Here is an 18,819-nt window from a genome sequence, read left to right as displayed (position 1 = left end):
ACTCGTCGGCCGGCGAAAGCACCGCACCGGTCCCGGCCCCGACGTCGGTCACTTGCGGTGACGCCGTAGATTGGTTAGTACATGTGCCAGCAACGTGGCTGACAACGGTCGTAACCGGACGAGTTTCCCGACTCCCGGCACCCCGCCGAGTGCGGCGGGAAGATGACATGTCGGGGAGACGGGCAACCCAGGTAAGGTCGCTCTCGACGGGTACGGCAGGCGCCGACGCTGCGCGTCGACACCGGTCGGCCGGTTCCTTCGACGGCAGAGCGGGAAGCCACATGCCCAGCAGTGCGGGTCCATCGATCGACACGATCACCGAGGGAGGACGGGTGACCCAGGTCGGCGAGGGTCAGGAGGCGGACGAGAGCGCTCCTCCGGTCATGACCTTCGGTGCTCCCACGGCCGGTGAGATTCTCGCCGAGCGGTACGAGCTGGTCGAGCACATCAACAACGACAGCGCGGGTCGGCTGGTCTGGCGCGGGGTCGACGTCATCCTGCGCCGCCCCGTCGCGGTGGTGCTGCGTTACCCGGGCGGCGACTCCGCCACCGAAATGCTCCAGGCCGCCGTCGCGGCGAGCCGGGTCATCCACCCCAACCTGGTCGGCGTCTACGACGCGATCGACGAGGCCGAGCGGGCCTACGTGGTGCGCGAGTGGGTGGACGGGCAGTCCCTGCGCGACCTGGCGGCCGAGGGTCCACTGGATCCGGCCCGGGCCACCGCGATCGGCAACTCCGTCGCCAGTGCCCTCGCCGCGGTGCATGCCACCGGGATGGTGCACGGCAACGTCCACCCCGGCACGGTCATGATCAGCGACGAGGGTCGCGTGGTGCTGGCCGACGCGCGCACCGATGGTGATGACAGCCAGGAGAACGACATCCGGGCGGTCGGCGGCGTCCTCTACTTCGCCCTGACCGGCCACTGGCCGCACGCCGAGGCGCCGCTGCGGGGTGCCACCGCCGGCCACGGCCGGGCGGCCATCCCGGACGCGGTTCGCGATGCCGCCGGCGGCATCGCAGCGCCTCGCCAGGTCCGGGCCGGAGTGCCCGCGTACCTGGACGACCTGACCATGGATCTGCTCGACGCCGGCATCGCGCCGCCCTCGTCGGACGTGCTCGCCGCCGAGCTGGCCCGGTTGGACGTGCCGTCCGAGGAGCACTACTTCGACACCAGTGGGCCGCTGCGGTTCACCGCCGACACCGAGGACGAGCCGTCCCCGCTGGCCGCGGCCGGCGGGCGCAAGGTCGCCATCGGCATCGCCGGCCTGCTGGCGGTCGCCCTGGTCGGTCTGCTGATCGGGATCAGCGCGCTGGGCGGCGACGACAAGGACCCGAAGAACAACGCCGCGGCCACGCCCAGCTCGAGCGCTCCCGCCGGCGACGCCACCCCGGCCGCCACCACGGTACGAAAGCTGACCGTGAAGGACATACGGATCATCGATCCGGACAGCCAGGTCCGTGATGAGCTGAAGGACGCCGACAAGGCCATCGACGGCAACGCGGACAAGGGCTGGGAAACCGACACGTACACGGCGGCCAAGTTCGGTAACCGCAAGTCCGGCATGGGTGTCTGGCTGGACCTTGGTGAGCCGCACACCGTCAAGTCGGTGCAGGCGGTGCTGTCGGCCACCGGCGCGTCCGCCGAACTCCTCACCGGCACCATCGCCCCGCCGTCGACCTCCAGCGGTGACCGGCAACTGATCGCGAACTACAAGCTGACCCCCATCGGGCAGCCGTTCGACGACCACGACGGCACCACCATGGCTTTCAACGGATTCGACCCCGACAAGAAATACCGGTACCTGCTGTTCTGGATCACCAAGTTGCCGGCCAGCGAGCGGGGCTTCCAGGTCGACGTCCAGGAGATCACGGTCCAGGGGTCGTGATCCGCTCACCACGATCCGGACGCCGCATCCGCTGGATGTGGTGATGGACGGGCGCGACGGCGTACCGGATCTCGATCTGCTGCGCGCCCACGTCGACGGGGACCGGGACGCCTTCGCGGTGCTGTTCCACCGGCACCGCGACCGGCTCTGGGCGGTGGCGCTGCGGACGCTCGGCGACCGCGAGGAGGCCGCCGACGCGCTCCAGGACGCGCTGCTGTCCGCCCATCGGGCCGCCAGTCGCTTCCGGGGCGACTCGGCGGTCACCACCTGGCTGCACCGGATCGTGGTCAACGCCTGCCTGGACCGGATCCGCCGACGGCAGGCGCACCCCACCGTGCCACTGCCCGACGGGACCCGGGCCGCGGACGGATCGGGCGCCGTGGGCGTGGAACCGGCCGCACCGGCGCACGACCACGACACCGTGCTGGTGGTCCGCGAGGCGCTTGCCGCGCTGCCCTTCGAGCAGCGCGCCGCCCTGGTACTGGTGGACGTGCAGGGTTATCCGGTCGCCGAGGTCGCCCGGATCCTCGGTGTCGCCGAGGGGACGGTGAAGAGCCGATGTGCCCGGGGCAGGGCCCGACTGGCGGTGCTGCTCGGGCATCTCCGTCCGGCCGCCGGCACCGGGACGCGCACAGCCCAGCGTGACCCGACCGGGGGCCCGGCCGCGGACGTGCCGGGCGTCACCACGGGGAACCCCCGCCCGGCGGAGGGCGTCGGATCGGGGTCGGGCCGGTACCGGCAGGACGCCAATCAGGAGGACACGTGACGACCGAGGGGTTCCGGGAGGTCGACGACGACCTGCTCGCTGACTACCTCGGCGGGGCGTTGGACGGCACCCCGCAGCAGGCGGAGGTGGCCGGGCTGGTGGACGCCGACCCGGCCTGGGCACAGGCGTACGCGCTGCTGGCCCCCGCGGTCACGGCGGTCAGCGCCGACCTGAGCCGGTGGGCCGAGCCGACCCCGGAGCTGCCGCCGGCGATCGCGGACCGGCTGGCCGCCGCGCTGGCCGCGGCCGAGCCACCGCCGACCGGCGTCCCGGTGGACGAGGACGCACCGCCGACCGGTAGGCCCGTGATCGTGCCGGCGCAGGGAGGTAGCGTTCGCCGGCCAGCCGGGGCCTCCCCGGCCGACCCGGGGCGCGGCACACCCACCGGCCCAGGTCGCCGCCGGCACCGGTGGGCCCGGCGCACCGCTCCGGTGGTGGCGGTCGCCGCGGTCGCCGTCGTCGCGATCGGGCTCGGCCTCAACCAACTGGCGGAGAACCATTCGGACACCGCCGGTACCGCTGCCATGGACCAGCCGGTCAGTGCGCCCAACGCCGCAGTTGGTGCGGCCCGTACGACCGGACCGCCACTGCACAGTGGCACGGACTACTCGCCGCAGACCCTCGCCGACGGGAGCGCGCTCTCCACCTCGCAGCATTCTCGCAGTGCGCGCGCCGAGCAGCCGCCCGGCGTGGAGTCCGAGGGGGGCCGGCGGCCCTCGCCCGACGGGCTGAATCAACTGACCCGGCTGACCACCGAGGCCGCGCTGACCGCCTGTCTGGCCGACGTGGCTGCGGAGCACAAATCCGCCCCGCTGGTGGTCGAGGTCATCGACTATGCGGCGTTCCAGGGTGAGCCGGCGCTGGTGATCCGGTTCACCGACTCGGCCGGGGCTCGCTGGGTCTGGGTCAGTGGCCCGGAGTGCGGAGTCCCCGGCTCCGGCTCGGACAACCGGTATTCGGCGCGGGTAGGGTGAATCGACGGTCTACGGGACGATAACCGTCCACGTGACCTGACCCACCGGACGCCCTGCTCGGGAATCCCCGGTTCGTACGATGACGTTCTGGAAGTCAGCTGTCGACACCCCCCAGGCGTCGGCACTTGGATCAGCATCGGTGCGCGCGCCGACGCCGAACACACACAACTCGGGAGACGGCAGTGGACGAGGTCCGCAACCTGATCATCATCGGCTCCGGGCCGGCCGGCTACACGGCGGCGGTCTATGCCGCTCGCGCAAACCTGAAGCCGCTGATCATTGAGGGCGTGCAGTCGGGCGGCGCGCTGATGACCACGACCGAGGTGGAAAACTTCCCCGGCTTCGCCGACGGCATCCTCGGCCCCGAGCTGATGGACAACATGCGCAAGCAGGCCGAGCGGTTCGGTGCCGAGTTCCTCACCGACGACGTGACCCGGGTCGAGCTGGTGGACACCGGCGACGTCGGCTCCGGCGCGGTGAGCACCGTCTGGGTCGGCGAGACCGCCTACCGGGCCCGCGCCATCATCCTCTCCACCGGTTCGGCCTGGCGTCCGCTGGGCGTACCCGGCGAGCAGGAATACCTCGGCCACGGCGTCTCCTCGTGCGCCACCTGCGACGGGTTCTTCTTCCGCAACCACCACATCGTGGTCGTCGGCGGCGGTGACTCGGCGATGGAGGAGGCCAGCTTCCTCACCCGCTTCGCCGATTCCGTCACGATCATCCACCGGCGCGACTCGTTCCGGGCCAGCAAGATCATGGCTGACCGGGCGCTGAGCAACGAGAAGATCAAGGTCGAGTGGAACAGCACGATCGAGGAGATCCTGGGCGCCGACGGCAAGGTCACCGGCGTACGGACCCGTGACGTGCACACCGGCGAGACCAAGGTGCTCGACGTGACCGGCGTCTTCGTGGCGATCGGCCACGACCCCCGCAGTGAACTCTTCCGCGACCAGGTCGAGGTGGACGACGAGGGGTACGTGAAGGTCCAGGCCCCGAGCACCCGTACCAGCGTGCCCGGCGTCTTCGCCGCGGGCGACCTGGTCGACCACACCTACCGTCAGGCGATCACCGCGGCCGGCACCGGCTGTGCCGCCGCGCTCGACGCCGAGCGGTTCATCGCGACGCTGCTCGACTGAACAACCGAACACATCCCGGAGGAGGGCATAGTGGGAACAACCAAGGCGGTCACCGACAAGAGTTTCGTCGCTGACGTACTGCAGGCCGACAAGCCGGTACTGGTGGACTTCTGGGCCGAGTGGTGCGGGCCGTGCCGCAAGGTCTCGCCGCTGCTCGAGGAGATCGCCGGCGAGATGGGCGACCAGGTCACCATCGTCAAGCTCAACATCGACGAGAACCCGGAGACCGCACGCGCCTACCGGGTCATGTCGGTCCCGACGCTCACCGTCTTCAAGAACGGCCAGCCGGTGCAGTCGATCGCCGGTGCCAAGCCGAAGGGCGAGCTGGTCAAGCTCATCCAATCTGCGCTCTGACCACCAGCGACGTCTCCGAACCCCGTACCCGCTCGCCGGGTGCGGGGTTCGGTGTCTCCAGTACCGGGCCACCGGCGTTTTTCCCGGCCCGAGCCACCTCCCCGCCTTGGAGCGCATAGCCTCAAGCCGGGGCCGCCCGGCCAGCCAGCGTCGTGCAGAGGGGGTCGCGCGTGCGTCCGATCCGACCTGGTGACCGGGGGCCTGCGGTCACGGAGATCCGTACCATCCTGACCGGCCTCGACCTGCTCGCCTCCGCTCCCGGCACGCACCTCGACGAGTTCGACCTCGACACTGAGCGCGCGGTCCGGGCGTTCCAGCAGTCCCGTGGGCTCAGCGTGGACGGCCGGGTCGGCACGGAGACCTGGGGGGCCCTGGACGCCGCCCGCTGGCGGCTCGGGGCCCGCACCCTCTACCACGCGGTGCCCGACCCACTCACCGGCGAGGACGTCCGGTCACTCCAGGAGCGACTGCTGGAGATGGGGTACGACGTGGGCCGCGCGGACGCCATCTACGGCATCCGGACCTCGCGGGCGGTGGCTCAGTTCCAACGCGAGGTCGGGCTCACCCCAGACGGCGCCTGCGGGCCGTACACGATGAACGCGCTGCGCCGGATCGGCCGCAAGGTGGTCGGTGGCCGCCCGCAGTGGCTACGCGAGTCCGACGCGATCCGGCAGTCCGGCCCGGCGTTGGTCGGCAAGACGGTGGTCATCGACCCCGGCCACGGCGGCACCGACCCGGGCGTGGTGGTCCCGGACGGTTCGCTGCGGTGGAGCGAGGCGGACCTGATGCACGACCTGGCGAGCCGGCTGGAGGGGCGACTCGCCGCCTCCGGGGTACGGGTGCAGCTCACCCGGGGGCCGGCGCCCGACAGCTGCCTGCCGGACACCGACCGCGCGCTGCTGGCCAACTCACTCGGCGCCGACGTGTTCATCTCACTGCACCTGGACGGGCACGCCAACCCCGAGGCCGAGGGCGTGGCGACCTATCACTACGGCACCGACAACGGGGTGACCTCGGCGACCGGCGAGCGGCTGGCCGGGCTGGTGCAGCGGGAGATCGTCGCGCGGACCGGGCTGCGCGACTGCCGTACCCACGCCAAGGCGTGGGATCTGCTGCGGCTGACCCGGATGCCGGCGGTCCGGGTCGAGGTCGGCTACCTCACCTCGCCGACGGACCGCGCCCAGCTGGTCGATCCGCGGTTCCGGGACCGGGTGGTGGAGGCGATCGTGGCCGCGGTGCAGCGGATGTACTTCCCGATCGAGCGGGATGTGCCGACCGGCTCGATCGACGTCAGCGAGCTGCGGGCCGTGGTGGCCGCCGGCACGGTGCTCGACTGACCAGCCGCGCTCGATCGCTCGGCCGCGCTTGGCTGGTCGGCCGCGCGGCGGTCAGCCGTTGGTCGAGCGGGTCGCCGGGGCGGGACGGACCGGGCGGAGCAGGGTGTCCGGGCTCATCGAGCCGAGCAGCTTCTCCAGCGCGTACTCGACATCGGACTTCCAGCTCAACGCGGTGCGCAGCTCAAGTCGCAGCCGGGGGAACCGCGGATGCGGACGTACGGTTTTGAAACCGACGGAGAGGAAGAAATCGGCCGGTGCCACACAGGCACCCACCGGGTCGTCGGCGTCGCCGAACTTGGCGTCCCCGAACGCCTCGATCGCCTTGATCCCGCGCTTGGTCAGATCCCGGGCGACGCCCTGCACCAGCATCCGGCCCAGCCCACCGCCGGCGAACGCGGCGACCACGTTGGCCGTCATCAGCAGCGCCGCGTCGGCGGAGACCGGCGACGTCGGGAAGGCCATCGAGCGGGGTACGTAGGCGGGCGGCGCGTACATCACGAAGCCCGCCGGCATGCCGTCGACGTACGCGAGCTTGCCGCAGGAGCCCCACTCCAGCAGCGTCTGGGACACCCACGCTTCCTTTTCCAGGCCCGGGTCCCCAGCAGCGCAGGCGCGGTCCGCGGAGACCGGATCCAGCTCCCAGTAGACGCACTGGCGGCACGGGCGAGGAAGGTCTTCCAAGGTGTCGAGGGTCAGGCTGACCAGACGTCGCGACATACGGCGCATCCCCACAATAGGCTCAGTGCTGAGACGGCACGGAACGACGGCGCCGGCTTCCTGCCCCCGACGAGCGATCGTACGCCGCCGATCGACGGTACGGGAGGGGACGCGCAGACACCCACCGCACCGGGTGACACCGCGGACGGTCCGGGATGTGGACGACCTGCCGCGGCGGGCCTGCACGCTGGCTCTGGCGGACTAGGATCGACAACCGGTGTTCCCGCCGCCATGGTCGCTGGCGTCCGGGGTACCCGGAGCGGGAACCACCCGAGCAATGATCGAGGTGAGGTCATGACCGGCACGACGCTCGACGACTACACCGACCGGTACGCCCGGCGGGTACGCGGAATGACCGCCTCCGAGATCCGAGCATTGTTCGCGGTGGCCAGTCGACCGGAGGTCGTCTCGCTCGCCGGCGGCGCGCCCTACATCGCCGCCCTGCCCCTGGACGCGGTCGGCGAGATGCTCGGCCGGCTCGGCTCCGAGCACGGGGTAACCACCCTCCAGTACGGCATCGGCCAGGGCACCCTGGAGCTGCGCGAGCGGATCTGCGAAGTGATGGCCCTCTCCGGCATCGACGCCGCCTGCGGCGCCTCCCCGGAGGACGTGGTGGTCACCGTGGGCGGGCAGCAGGCGCTGGACCTGGTGGCCCGGCTCTTCCTCGACCCGGGTGACGTGGTGCTCGCCGAGGGCCCGACGTACGTCGGCGCGCTCGGAGTGTTCCAGGCCGCCCAGGCACAGGTGGCCCACATTCCGATGGACGCCGACGGGCTGATCCCCGAGGCGCTGGAGGCGACCATCGCCGACCTGGCCCGTGCGGGCCGACGGGTCAAGTTCCTCTACACCATCCCGACCTATCAGAACCCGACCGGTGTGACGCTCAGCGAGGAGCGCCGGGAGCGGGTGCTCGACATCTGCGAGCGGGCCGGCCTGCTCGTGGTCGAGGACGACCCGTACGGCCAGTTGGGGTTCGAGGGCGAGGCGCCGGCACCGTTGCGGGCCCGCCGCCGTGACGGGGTCTTCTACCTCAGCACCTTCTCCAAGACCTTCGCCCCCGGGCTGCGGGTCGGGTGGATCCTGGCGCCGCACGCGGTCCGCGACAAGCTGGTCATCGCCAGCGAGGCACAGATCCTCTGCCCGAGCGGCTACGCCCAGGCCGCCGTCGCGACCTACCTCGGCACCATGCCGTGGCGGCAGCAGCTCAAGGTCTACCGCGAGGTCTACCGGGAACGCCGGGACGCCATGCTCGACGCCTTGGCCGATCTGATGCCCGAGGGCACCACCTGGACCACGCCGGCCGGCGGCCTCTTCGTCTGGGCCACCCTTCCGGACGGGCTCGACTCGAAGGCCATGATGCCGCGTGCGGTCGCCGCGCGGGTCGCCTACGTGCCGGGCACCGGCTTCTACGCCGATGGCACCGGCACCGACACCATGCGGCTGAACTTCAGCTTCCCGCCCCCTGAGCGAATCCGTGAGGGCGTCCGCCGGCTGGCCGGTGTGATGGAGCAGGAGATCGCGACGCGCCGGGTCTTCGGCGCCGTGGGTGGGTCCGCCGGGCGTCGCGGCCAGGCCGGCTCCGACGTGCCAGGGCCCGACTTGGCATGATGCCGGCATGGGTACGACCGCTGCCGAGCATTACCTCGTGACCGATTCCGCCGTCGCGGCTGACCTGCGCGTGCTGGTGCTCGCGGGCGGGCTCTCCTACGAGCGGGACGTGTCGCTGCGCTCCGGTCGCCGGGTGCTCGACGCGCTGCGCGCCGTCGGGTTGGAGGCCGAGTTGCGGGACGCCGACGTCGCCCTGTTGCCGGCGCTGGCCGCCGACCCGCCGGACGCCGTGGTGATCGCGCTGCACGGGGCCACCGGCGAGGACGGCTCACTGCGCGGGGTGCTCGACCTCTGCGGCATCCCGTACGTCGGCTGCGACGCCCGTGCCTCCCGGCTCGCCTGGGACAAGCCCTCGGCCAAGGCCGTGCTCCGCGAGGCCGGCATCCCCACCCCGGACTGGGTGGCTCTGCCGCACGACCGCTTCTCCGAGCTGGGTGCGGTGGCCGTGCTGGACCGGATCGCCGACCGGCTGGGCCTGCCCCTGATGGTCAAGCCCGCGCAGGGCGGTTCGGGCCTGGGCGCCGCGGTGGTCCGGGACGCCGCGTCGCTCCCGGCCGCGATGGTCGGCTGCTTCGCGTACGACTCCACGGCCCTGGTCGAACGGTACGTCCCCGGCATGGACGTCGCGGTCTCCGTGATCGACCTCGGTGACGGGCCGCAGGCGCTGCCGCCGGTGGAGATCGTGCCGCGTAACGGGGTGTACGACTACGCCGCCCGCTACACCGCCGGGCGAACCACCTGGCACGCCCCGGCCCGGCTGGACCCGGACGTGGCCGCGACGGTCGCCGACGTGGCCCTCGCCGCCCACACCGCGCTCGGTCTGCGTGACCTATCCCGCGTCGACGTGATCGTGGACTCGACCGGTCAGCCTCACGTGCTGGAAGTCAACGTCTCGCCGGGCATGACGGAGACGTCGCTGCTTCCGCTGGCCGTGCAGGCGGCAGGCATGGACTTCGGCCGGCTCCTCGGGTCGCTGGTGACCCGAGCCGCCGCCCGCCTCACCACTCCCTAGCCCCGCCCGCTCACCGTTGCCGGGTCGCCGCTCGCCGGTCGCCCGGTCCCCGCTCGCCGTTGCCGGGTCGCCGTTGCCGGGTCGCCGGTCGCCGGTCGCCGGTCGCCGGTCCCCGCTCGCCGGTCCCCGCTCGCCGGTCGCCGGTCGCCGGTCGCCGGTCGCCGGTCGCCGGTCGATCATGAGGTTGGCGGGTGTTTCAGGGACACATTTCGCCGCCAACCTCATGATCGAGTCGGTCAGTGGGTGTCGCCGGGTGGGGCGGCGGCGGGCGAGGTGGCGTTCGGGGTTTTGCGGCCGGAGGTTGCCGGCGTTGTGCTGGTTTTGGCCGTGGTGGAGCCTGGGGCTGAACCGGTGGTGGATTCGGCGGTCGGGCCTTCGCCGGCGGCGGGTTGGGCCGCAGGGTCGGTGTCGGTAGCGGCCTCAGCGGCGGCGGGCCCGCTCACCGGGGCGGTGTCGAGGTCCGCGGTGACGATGCCAGGACTGGGGACATTGCCGGGGCCAGAATCGGCGGCTTCGGCGTTGGCGTCGGGGCTGGCATCGGCCTCGAACTCGGCACCAGCGTCGGGGCCGGCATCAGAGTCGGCAGACGTGGTGGCGGTCTCCGGCTCTGGGATTTCTTCGGCCGCTTCGATGACCGACACGGCTTCCACCTCTGCCGCAGCTGCATTCGCGGCGGCGGTTTGCGCAAGCAGGCTGGACGGTGCCTGCCACTGAATGCGCGGCGGCTCGGCCAGCGGACGGCCACCGAACTCGGCGAGCCAAGCGGCGACGAGCGCCAGGTTCTCCCGCCACTGGGCCTCGGAGATGGGTGGCAGGATCGAATCCCACAGCGACAGGAACGTGCCCCGCAGCTGAAGTCGGCCGTACGGACGGGCGAGGAACCACATGTGCAGGTGCGCGGAGCCGTCGCCCCACCGGTTGACGTGCACCCGCGCGACGCCGTCCAGCGAGCGGATCGCCCGCTCCAGACGTACGGTCATCACGCCCAGCTCGGCGGCCAGCAGGTTCGGCAGGTCACCCAGGTCGAGGTGGGTTCGGGATTCCAGAATGAGCACCATGGGCAGGCCGGTGGGCCGGTCCATGGCACGGACCCGCCAGCGCTCTCCCACCCAGATGTAGGCGTCGTCTGGCGCGTTGCAGGCGGTGCATTCCCGGAGGCCCTCGCCTTTGCGTGGCGGTTCGACCGGGACCGGGTCGTCGAGCTGCTTGACGCGAAGGTCACCCTCGAAGGGAAACGATGGCCACTGGGTGAAGTCCGGAACTGAGGGAGGGGTGTCGTGCACGACGCTGACCCTAACCGAGTCTGGCATCGCTGTCCCTACCTGTTCGACCGGTCCGGGGCGACCGAATCAGTGTTCATCGTCGATCGGTACCCGGGCCACCAACGCCCAGACGGAGCGATATCCACAGGCTGCCGAGATGCCGAACACGGGCCGTCATCCACAGGCTGGCACCCGCTTTCACGCGGTGTTTCACGTGAAACAGGGGGTGCCTGTGGACAACCGGTGTGGATAACTTTTTGGCCGGCCGGTCGTTGCTCGCGATCGACTCGCACAAGCCACCCGCACCCGCCAGTGCTGACCTCCGGCCGTCGCCTCTGCTCGACGGTGCGACGCATCCATGTACCGCCCGACGGTCGACGATGACGGGGTGCGGCTGTCGCTCCAGCAGTCGCTCGGACAGGACCGCAAGGTAGTTGGCACGCAACTTCCTGGATGTTGTGGCCTCGCCGCCGGCGGAAGACCACAACCTCCAGGATGTTGTGTGGATCTTGACCTAAGCGCGAGGGCGCGAGGGCGCGAGGGCGCGAGGGACGATCGTGGCGGACACACGGGCAGCGTGCCCGTCTGCCTAAACGCCTCACGCCGTTGTGCCCTACACGCCCTGCCCTCCGCGCCCCGCGCCGCATTCGGCCCCTTGTCCCTCGCCTTTCCCCGTCGCCCTCGCCCTCTCGCGCCCGACGCGGCCCAAGATCCCGGCACTTTCGGGGAAAGTGCTACCTCCGAGACTGTCGAAGCAGCAACTCCCCTGAAGTTGCTCGGATCTTGAGCACGGGGCAGTGCAGGGCAGGGCACCGGGCGCGGAGCCCGCATGGCCGCCGACTGCGCGGCCAGGGGACCCCACCCGCTCCAGTGAGAGATCCGGGTCGTCGCGACTGACCCGATCGGGTCAACTGACGGCCAGAGCAACGAGAGGGTCTGCTGCGGCGCTCAGCCCTACAAGACCACCAAGCGCCGCCCACGAAGCGGCAGCGGGCCGTTCAGCGGGCCGCACGGGGTTTCCCGGCACTCGCCCTCATGATCGGGGAAGCAGCAATCGTCGGTCGACGCCGCAGCGGAACCCGCCTGGGAGGCCATCCGGTCCCACACGGCCGCCAGGGGCCGACTTGACGGGGAGCAGTTCAACAGCGCCCGGCCCGCAATTGCGCTCTGGCCAGGAGGCGTCGCCCCTTGACGCATGGCACCGTTTCACGTGAAACGGGAGCCGGCTTCGGGTGGGCCCGGCCGCCAGCGGCCACGAGCCACGAGCCACGAGCCACGAGCCACGAGCCACGACATCGTGGCTGCCGAGTTGGCCCGGGCACACTCATCGCGCTGTCTAGCGCCGACACCCACCAAACCCAACCGCGAGCCGGCCGCCGCCGTTTCACGTGAAACCGACCGGCGTCGGACGCAGAACGGCCGCGCACCCGAAAGGGAGCGCGGCCGCAGTCGGAGGGGTGATCAGTCCCCGGATTCCTCTTCCTGCTGCACCCCGATGATCCCGACGATCCGCTCCAGGTCGTCCACCGTCGCGAACTCGATCGTGATCTTGCCTTTGCTCCGGCCGATGTCGACCTTCACCCGGGTGTCGAACCGATCCGACAGTCGGTCCGCGAGGTCGGTCAGGGCTGGCGCGTGGGGCTTCGGGCGCCGCTTGGCGGCCTGCCCCTTGGCCGGTCCGTCGTTGAGCGCCAGGGCGACAATCTCCTCGGTCGCCCGGACCGACAGGCCCTCGGCCACGATCCGCAACGCCAACTGCTCCTGCGCCTCGGCCTCGTCGAGGCTCAGCAGAGCGCGGGCGTGGCCCGCCGACAGGATGCCAGCGGCGACCCGGCGTTGCACCTGCGGCGGCAGGTTCAGCAACCGGATGGTGTTCGAGATCTGCGGCCGACTCCGGCCGATCCGGCGAGCCAACTCTTCGTGGGTGGCACCGAACTCCTCCAGCAGTTGCTGGTACGCGGCTGCCTCTTCCAACGGGTTCAGGTTGGCCCGGTGGATGTTCTCCAACAGCGCGTCGCGGAGCATGGCGTCGTCACGGGTGTCCCGCACGATCGCCGGGATGTTCTCCCGCCCGACCGCCTGGGCGGCTCGCCAACGCCGCTCACCCATCACCAGTTCGTACTTCTCGTCGTCGAGCTGGCGTACGACGATGGGCTGGAGGAAGCCGACCTCCTGGATGGAGGTCTTCAGCTCCTCCAGCGCCTCCTCGTCGAAGACCTGGCGGGGCTGCTTCGGGTTCGGCACGATCGCGTCGACCGGGATCTCGGCGAAGCGGGCCCCCGGCACCGGGCTGAGCGCCGGTTGGGTCTCGGCCGGCACGGCAGCGGGCGTCGCTGGTGCGGCTACGGCGAGCCCGTCATCGACGGGCCCGTTCTCCGGCTCGGCCGTCATGGTGTCGGCGCCCGGCACCGGCCCAGTCGGGATCAACGCCCCCAGGCCCCTACCCAGACCGCCCCGAGGACGGTTCTTCATGCCACGCCTCCCAGCGACTTGTCCGCACTACGCATTCCGACCCACCGGCTCCTTGACGCCCCGCTCGGCGATCTCCTGGGCCGCCTCGAAGTAACTCGTGGCGCCCCGCGAACCGGGATCGTAGGTCATCACCGACTGGCCGTAGCTGGGTGCCTCGGAGACCCGGACGTTGCGGGGGATGACCGACTGCAGGACCTTGTCACCGAAGTGGTTCCGAACGTCCTGCTCGACCGCGTCAGCCAGCCGGGTACGGCGGTCGTACATGGTCAGCAGGATGGTGGAGACGTCCAGCTTGGGGTTGAGGTGTTGCCGGACCAGGTTGATGTTGTTGATCAGCTGGTTGAGGCCCTCCAGCGCGTAGTACTCGCACTGGATCGGGATCAACACCTCCTGCGCGGCTACCAGGGCGTTGACCGTGAGCAGGCCGAGCGACGGCGGGCAGTCGATGAAGACGTAGTCGAACTGCCCCGGGTACGCGGCGATGGCCCGGTCGAGGCGCGACTCCCGCGCCACCACCGACACCAGTTCGATCTCCGCGCCGGCGAGGTCGATCGTCGCGGGTACGCACCAGAGATTCGGGATGCCCTCGACGGCCTGTGCCACCTCAGCCAACGGCACGCTGTTGATCAGGCAGTCGTAGACGTCTGGGATACCGGTGTGGTGCGGGACGTTGAGCCCGGTCGAGGCATTGCCCTGCGGGTCGAGGTCCACCACGAGCACGCGGTTGCCGTGCAGCGCCAGCGCCACCGCAAGGTTGACCGTCGTCGTGGTCTTACCCACGCCGCCCTTCTGGTTCGCGACGCACATGACCCGGGTCCGGTCCGGCCGAGGCATGCTCACCTCGCCACTGGGATTCAGGATCTGCACGGCGCGCATCGCCTCCATAGCCAACGGTGGGTCATCCTCTTCGCGCGTCGGGGTTTCACGTGAAACGTACGTGGGATCGGACGTCACCGCGGCCAGCGACTCGGTCGACGCGACTGGCTTGTCGACGACCACCGGCGCGGCGTCCCGAACCGCCGTTGCCACGGGTTGGTGCGGCACCGCCGCTTCGAAGCGGACCGCCGCGGCAGTGTTCCGCCGGACTGACGTGGGCCGCACCTCGGCCGCGTTGACCGGTCGGGTCAACCCGTCCGCTGCCCGGCGTACCGCCGTCGAATCCGGAAGCTCCGGGCCAGTCGATTGGCCCGGTGACTCGTTCTGCACCACCAGCGGATCGTTGTCCGCCGGTACGGCAGATGGCCCGGACGCTCCGGGCGACCAGCTGGGGTAGTCGGTTTCACGTGAAACAGAGTCGCTGGTTGACCCGGTCACGCGTGGATCGTCGTACCTGCCGTCGTCATGCACCTGTCATCCCTGCCCGCTTCGGATGGTCGGTCCGCGCCCCGGTCAACTTGGCCGCACCCGCGCTCGCACCCCGGAGCGTACGGCTCCTCGGGAGCGGTCGGAGAACCCGCGACGTCCGTCGCCCGCTCCACATTATCGACGCGCGGTCAGCCTACGGCGGACGGGCGCGGCCGGTCCACGCCGGGATCTCATCTCCTCGTTCCATCCGCACCGGTACAACGAGGTAACCCACCGGCCGGACGTCCGATGGCGCAAAGCGTCAGCGGCGGCGTGCCCGCCCGCCACGGGACCGCTTGCTGGCCGCCGGGCGAGGGGTCGGACCGACCATCCGCTCGCGCACGATCTCCACGATGGTGGTGGGCGGATCGATCACCCCGACGCCGCAGAGGTGTACGGCCGGCTCGCCGCCACCGAGTCGGGCCACCACCTCGGCGTGCTCGTTGATCTCGTCGGCGGCAGACGCGCCCTTGAGCGCCAGCAGTCGTCCACCGCGCACAGCCAGTGGCAGGCTCCAGGTCGCCAACCGGTCCAGCGGCGCGACCGCGCGGGCGGTCACCACGTCCCCGCTGATGGGTTCCCGGCCGGACGATCCACTGGCAGCCTCGTCGGCCCGGCCCCGAAACACCCGTACCGACCTGGTCAGCCCGAGTCGCTCGACGACCTCGATCAGGAACGACGTCCGACGGGCCAACGGTTCGATCAGGGTGACGGTCAGATCCGGGCGCGCGATGGCCAGCACCAGACCGGGCAGACCGGCGCCGGAACCGACGTCGAGCACGGTGGCGTCGGCCGGGATCCGCTCGGCGACCGCGGCGCAGTTGAGGAGGTGGCGGTCCCAGATCCGCGGTGCCTCCCGAGGGCCGATCAGACCGCGCACCACCCCGTCGGTCGCCAGCAGTTCGGCGTACGCGGCGGCGATGTCGAGCCGATCACCGAAGAGGGTCGCGGCGGCCGGAGCCAGCTCGGGTGGCAGCGCCGCGTCGGCTGGCGACGGTGTGCCGTCGCCCGCACCGTCCCCGGTCGGGCCGCTGTCGGTACCCCCGTCGTCGGCCCGGACAGCGGACGGCCCGGGCGGCGTGCCGCCCGGGCCGGTCACGGCGTCAGCCGTGGTGTCGTCGTGGGTCACCCGGTCAGTCCGCCGGCCGTACGATGATGCGCCGGTTCGGCTCGACGCCCTCGGACTCGCTCTCCACGCCGGGCATGGCGTTGACCACGTCGTGTACGCACTTCCGCTCGAACGCGGACATCGGCTCCAGCCGAACGGCCTCGCCGTGCTCCTTGACCTTCTCGACGGCGTTCTTGGCGACCGCCGCGAGTTCCTTGCGGCGGGTCGCGCGGTAGCCGCCGACGTCGAGCAGCAGACGGCTCGGCGTACCGGTCTGCCGGAAGATCGCGAGACGGGTCAGCTCCTGGAGCGCCTCCAGGGTGGCCCCGCGCTGCCCGACGAGGTTCTGCAGTCGCTCGCCGACCACCTCGACCATCGGGCGGCCACCGGCGACCAACTCGTCGATGTCGCCGTCGTAGTCGAGGATGTCGAGCAGCCCCTCCACGTAGTCGGCTGCGATCTCGCTCTGGCGGAACAGGTCACTCTCGCCCGCGGCCTTCTTCTCCCGGCCGCCAGCGGTGGGCTCGGCGTCGTCGTCGGCTTCGGTGTCGTCGGCGTCGTCCACCGCGAGCGGCGCGGTCTCCTCCTCGTCCAGGGACTGCTTGGCGTGGGGGATGCTGGTCTCGGTCACGGTCTCATCTCCGTACTCGCTCGGCCGGACCGTCGGGTCCGCTGGTTCCCCGGGGCCGGCGGGAGGTCGCCGGTGCCCACGGGCACGTCTGTACGGGCAGTGTCGCCCGTGGCCGCGTCGCGCGCGGTCGGTTCCGTCCGGCGCCGGCCGTACGGCGGCTGCGCGGAGCGGACGGGCCGCCGCCGGTCACCCGACGACGGCCCGGAGGGGGCTAGCCCTGCCGCTTGGCGGGCCGGCTCTTCTTGGGGTTGTTGACCGGCTTCGCACCCGGCTTCGGCGCGGCCACCTTGGGCGCGGTCACCGTGGCCGGCGCGGTGGCGGCCGGCTTGTTCCGCCCGAACAGGCCACCCGACTTGGCCGGCTGAACCGGGCCGCGGTTGGCAGCGGGGGTGGTGGCCTTCTTGGCGGTCACCGGCGGCGGGAACTTGCGCAGCACCCACTGCTGCTGGCCGAGGGTGAAGAGGTTGTTGGTGACCCAGTAGATGATCACGCCGATGGGGAAGATCGCGCCGGAGATCAGCAGCGAGGCCGGGATGCCGTAGAGCATCAGCCGCTGGATCATCCGCTGCTGCGGGTCCTCGGCCCAACCGGTCTTGAGGATCATCTGCCGGCTGGTCAGGTAGGTGGTGGCGATCATCACCAGAACCAGGACACCAGCGATGACCTTGACGGTGGTGCCGTTGGCACCGAGGCTGGCCATTTCTTCGGCGGTGGAGCCGAACTTGCCGGAGATCGGGGCGGTGAAGAGCTTCGCGCTGGACGCGCTGTTGAACTGGTCGACGGTCCAGCCGTAGAGGGTCTTGCTCTGCTTGTCCGGGTCGAGCCGGCGCAGCACGTGGAAGAGGCCGAGGAAGACCGGGATCTGGAGGAACATCGGAAGGCAGCCCATCAGCGGGTTGGCCTTTTCCTTCCGGTAGAGCTCCATCATTTCTTTCTGGAGCGTCTCCCGGTCACCCTTGTGCTTCTCCTGCAGCTCCTTGACCTTGGGCTGGAGGGCCTGCATCGCCCGCTGCGACTTGATCTGCTTGACGAAGACCGGGAACAGGATCACCCGGACGGTGACCACCAGGAAGACGATCGACAGGATCCAGGCGAAGTTGGTGCCGAGCACCGCGCCGACGGGCACCCCGATGGCGTCCCAGGCGGAGTGCCAGGTCAGCAGGATCCACGAAATCGCGAAGTAGATCCAGTCGAGACTCAATTCGGAGCTCCAGTCACATCGGCACGGCGGCGACCGCCCGGCTCCGGCACCGGGTCATGTCCACCAGGGTGGAAGGGGTGGCAGCGCAACAACCGCCGGACCGCCAGCGCGGCTCCCCGGAGCGCGCCGTGCCGGGCCACCGCCTCCTGGGCGTACGCACTGCACGACGGGTAGAACCGACAGCGGGCCGGCAGCGCCGGACTTATCCACCGACGGTACGCGATGATGGGGCCGATCAGCACCCTCGCGCCGGTTGTCGTCGGCCGTGGGTCGGCGCTCACCTGGACCGCCGCCCTCGGGGGGCCTGGGCCACCGCGATGGCGTCGGCCAGATCGGCGGCGAGACGGGGGTACGACGCATCCGCTGCCGCGGGCAGCGCCCGGACGATCAGCGTGCTGCCGGGGGGCAGTGCGGTCAACCGTTCCCGGGTCAACGCCCGAAGGCGGCGGCGGACCCGGTTACGGACAACCGCGTTGCCGACGGCCTTGGAGACGACGAAGCCGGCGCGGGTCGGTGCGGACGACTGCTCCGCACCGGCGTCCCGCGCCGGCTCCGGCGAGGTCGGTGTGCTGGGGTCGGGGGTCGCTGGCACCGTCAGGTGGACCACGACGGCGCCTCGTCCGGCGCGTCGGCCACCGCGGACCGCTGCGGCGAAGTCAGTGCTGCGCCGCAGTCGCTGTGCGGCCGCCAGCACGACTGCCCACGTCCCCCGGACCGGCCCGGTCGGCTCAGGCCGACAGGGTGGTGCGACCCTTGGCGCGACGGCTCGAGAGGATGGCACGGCCGGCACGGGTGCGCATGCGCAGCCGGAAGCCGTGGGTCTTCGCGCGCCGGCGGTTGTTCGGCTGGTAGGTGCGCTTGCTCACGTCAGGCTCTCCGTTTTCGTACGCGCCCCGCGCGACGGGATCGCCGGGGTCGTGGGGTGGTCCAGGCCACCTCGACGGTGGCCCCCGATCGGTGCTGCCCGGCGGAGCGGGACCCCCGGCAAGGCGAGGGTGCGACCGCGGACAG

At 71.2% G+C, this 18,819-nt stretch carries 18 protein-coding genes; 8 read left to right on the top strand and 10 right to left on the bottom strand.

The genetic code is table 11. The features are described from left to right. Positions 1 to 281 precede the first annotated feature (281 nt). The 6 genes from ACFQGL_RS20045 to ACFQGL_RS20020 all read left to right on the top strand — a co-directional run bounded on the left by ACFQGL_RS20045 (position 282) and on the right by ACFQGL_RS20020 (position 6,453). Positions 282 to 1,886: a protein kinase family protein gene (locus tag ACFQGL_RS20045; RefSeq protein WP_377513705.1), complete on the top strand. Its 1,605-nt coding sequence runs from the start codon at positions 282 to 284 to the stop codon at positions 1,884 to 1,886. 43 nt (positions 1,887 to 1,929) lie between these two features. Further along, the gene (sigM, locus tag ACFQGL_RS20040; RefSeq protein WP_377513704.1) at positions 1,930 to 2,652 is read left to right on the top strand and encodes an RNA polymerase sigma factor SigM; all 723 of its coding nucleotides are present in this window, start codon (positions 1,930 to 1,932) and stop codon (positions 2,650 to 2,652) included. Next, positions 2,649 to 3,626 (top strand): hypothetical protein, encoded by a 978-nt coding sequence (locus tag ACFQGL_RS20035; protein ID WP_377513703.1) that lies wholly within the window; start codon positions 2,649 to 2,651, stop codon positions 3,624 to 3,626. Before sigM ends, ACFQGL_RS20035 begins: the two co-directional genes overlap by 4 nt. A 182-nt stretch (positions 3,627 to 3,808) precedes the next feature. Next, positions 3,809 to 4,762, top strand: coding sequence for a thioredoxin-disulfide reductase (gene trxB, locus ACFQGL_RS20030; protein ID WP_377513702.1), 954 nt, complete (start codon positions 3,809 to 3,811; stop codon positions 4,760 to 4,762). Between the two features lie 30 nt (positions 4,763 to 4,792). Further along, complete coding sequence (gene trxA / locus ACFQGL_RS20025) at positions 4,793 to 5,116, top strand: thioredoxin (RefSeq protein WP_377513701.1); 324 nt, start codon at positions 4,793 to 4,795, stop codon at positions 5,114 to 5,116. Between the two features lie 170 nt (positions 5,117 to 5,286). Then, a complete protein-coding gene (locus ACFQGL_RS20020) occupies positions 5,287 to 6,453 on the top strand; it encodes an N-acetylmuramoyl-L-alanine amidase (protein ID WP_377513700.1) in 1,167 nt (388 codons plus the stop codon). 51 nt (positions 6,454 to 6,504) lie between these two features. Here ACFQGL_RS20020 and ACFQGL_RS20015 read toward each other — a convergent pair whose 3' ends face one another. Further along, positions 6,505 to 7,170 carry a GNAT family N-acetyltransferase gene (locus ACFQGL_RS20015; protein ID WP_377513699.1) on the bottom strand — a complete coding sequence of 222 codons (666 nt, stop codon included), beginning with the start codon at positions 7,168 to 7,170 and terminating at the stop codon, positions 6,505 to 6,507. 294 nt (positions 7,171 to 7,464) lie between these two features. On the opposite strand from ACFQGL_RS20015, the gene ACFQGL_RS20010 reads away from it, so the two are divergent. Together ACFQGL_RS20010 and ACFQGL_RS20005 are read left to right on the top strand one after the other, a co-directional pair. After that, positions 7,465 to 8,778 (top strand): aminotransferase-like domain-containing protein, encoded by a 1,314-nt coding sequence (locus tag ACFQGL_RS20010; protein ID WP_377513698.1) that lies wholly within the window; start codon positions 7,465 to 7,467, stop codon positions 8,776 to 8,778. 7 nt (positions 8,779 to 8,785) lie between these two features. Next, positions 8,786 to 9,790 carry a D-alanine--D-alanine ligase family protein gene (locus ACFQGL_RS20005; RefSeq protein WP_377513697.1) on the top strand — a complete coding sequence of 335 codons (1,005 nt, stop codon included), beginning with the start codon at positions 8,786 to 8,788 and terminating at the stop codon, positions 9,788 to 9,790. A gap of 236 nt (positions 9,791 to 10,026) precedes the next feature. On the opposite strand, the gene ACFQGL_RS20000 is transcribed toward ACFQGL_RS20005, so the two are convergent. The 9 genes from ACFQGL_RS20000 to rpmH form a co-directional block, all read right to left on the bottom strand. Then, a complete protein-coding gene (locus ACFQGL_RS20000; protein WP_377513696.1) occupies positions 10,027 to 11,100 on the bottom strand; it encodes a hypothetical protein in 1,074 nt (357 codons plus the stop codon). Between the two features lie 1,413 nt (positions 11,101 to 12,513). Then, complete coding sequence (locus ACFQGL_RS19995; RefSeq protein ID WP_377513695.1) at positions 12,514 to 13,524, bottom strand: ParB/RepB/Spo0J family partition protein; 1,011 nt, start codon at positions 13,522 to 13,524, stop codon at positions 12,514 to 12,516. Positions 13,525 to 13,551: 27 nt separating this feature from the next. Continuing rightward, the gene (locus ACFQGL_RS19990; protein ID WP_377513694.1) at positions 13,552 to 14,871 is read right to left on the bottom strand and encodes a ParA family protein; all 1,320 of its coding nucleotides are present in this window, start codon (positions 14,869 to 14,871) and stop codon (positions 13,552 to 13,554) included. Positions 14,872 to 15,130: 259 nt separating this feature from the next. Further along, positions 15,131 to 15,997: a 16S rRNA (guanine(527)-N(7))-methyltransferase RsmG gene (gene rsmG, locus ACFQGL_RS19985; RefSeq protein ID WP_377513693.1), complete on the bottom strand. Its 867-nt coding sequence runs from the start codon at positions 15,995 to 15,997 to the stop codon at positions 15,131 to 15,133. A gap of 4 nt (positions 15,998 to 16,001) precedes the next feature. Next, positions 16,002 to 16,607 (bottom strand): Jag family protein, encoded by a 606-nt coding sequence (locus ACFQGL_RS19980; RefSeq protein ID WP_377513692.1) that lies wholly within the window; start codon positions 16,605 to 16,607, stop codon positions 16,002 to 16,004. 211 nt (positions 16,608 to 16,818) lie between these two features. Then, positions 16,819 to 17,808 (bottom strand): membrane protein insertase YidC, encoded by a 990-nt coding sequence (gene yidC, locus ACFQGL_RS19975; protein WP_377513691.1) that lies wholly within the window; start codon positions 17,806 to 17,808, stop codon positions 16,819 to 16,821. Then, entirely contained in the window at positions 17,805 to 18,050 is a 246-nt protein-coding gene (yidD, locus tag ACFQGL_RS19970; protein WP_377513791.1) for a membrane protein insertion efficiency factor YidD, read from the bottom strand. The genes yidC and yidD overlap by 4 nt, the downstream gene beginning before the upstream one ends. A 35-nt stretch (positions 18,051 to 18,085) precedes the next feature. After that, complete coding sequence (gene rnpA, locus ACFQGL_RS19965) at positions 18,086 to 18,502, bottom strand: ribonuclease P protein component (RefSeq protein WP_377513690.1); 417 nt, start codon at positions 18,500 to 18,502, stop codon at positions 18,086 to 18,088. Positions 18,503 to 18,536: 34 nt separating this feature from the next. Then, entirely contained in the window at positions 18,537 to 18,674 is a 138-nt protein-coding gene (gene rpmH / locus ACFQGL_RS19960; RefSeq protein ID WP_007453904.1) for a 50S ribosomal protein L34, read from the bottom strand. Positions 18,675 to 18,819 lie beyond the last annotated feature (145 nt).

It is taken from the genome of Micromonospora vulcania (assembly GCF_042658605.1).
Classification (GTDB): Bacteria; Actinomycetota; Actinomycetes; order Mycobacteriales; family Micromonosporaceae; genus Micromonospora; species Micromonospora vulcania.
The sequence above is the reverse complement of the archived record's forward strand: the minus strand, read 5'-3'. Positions and strand labels throughout refer to the sequence as shown.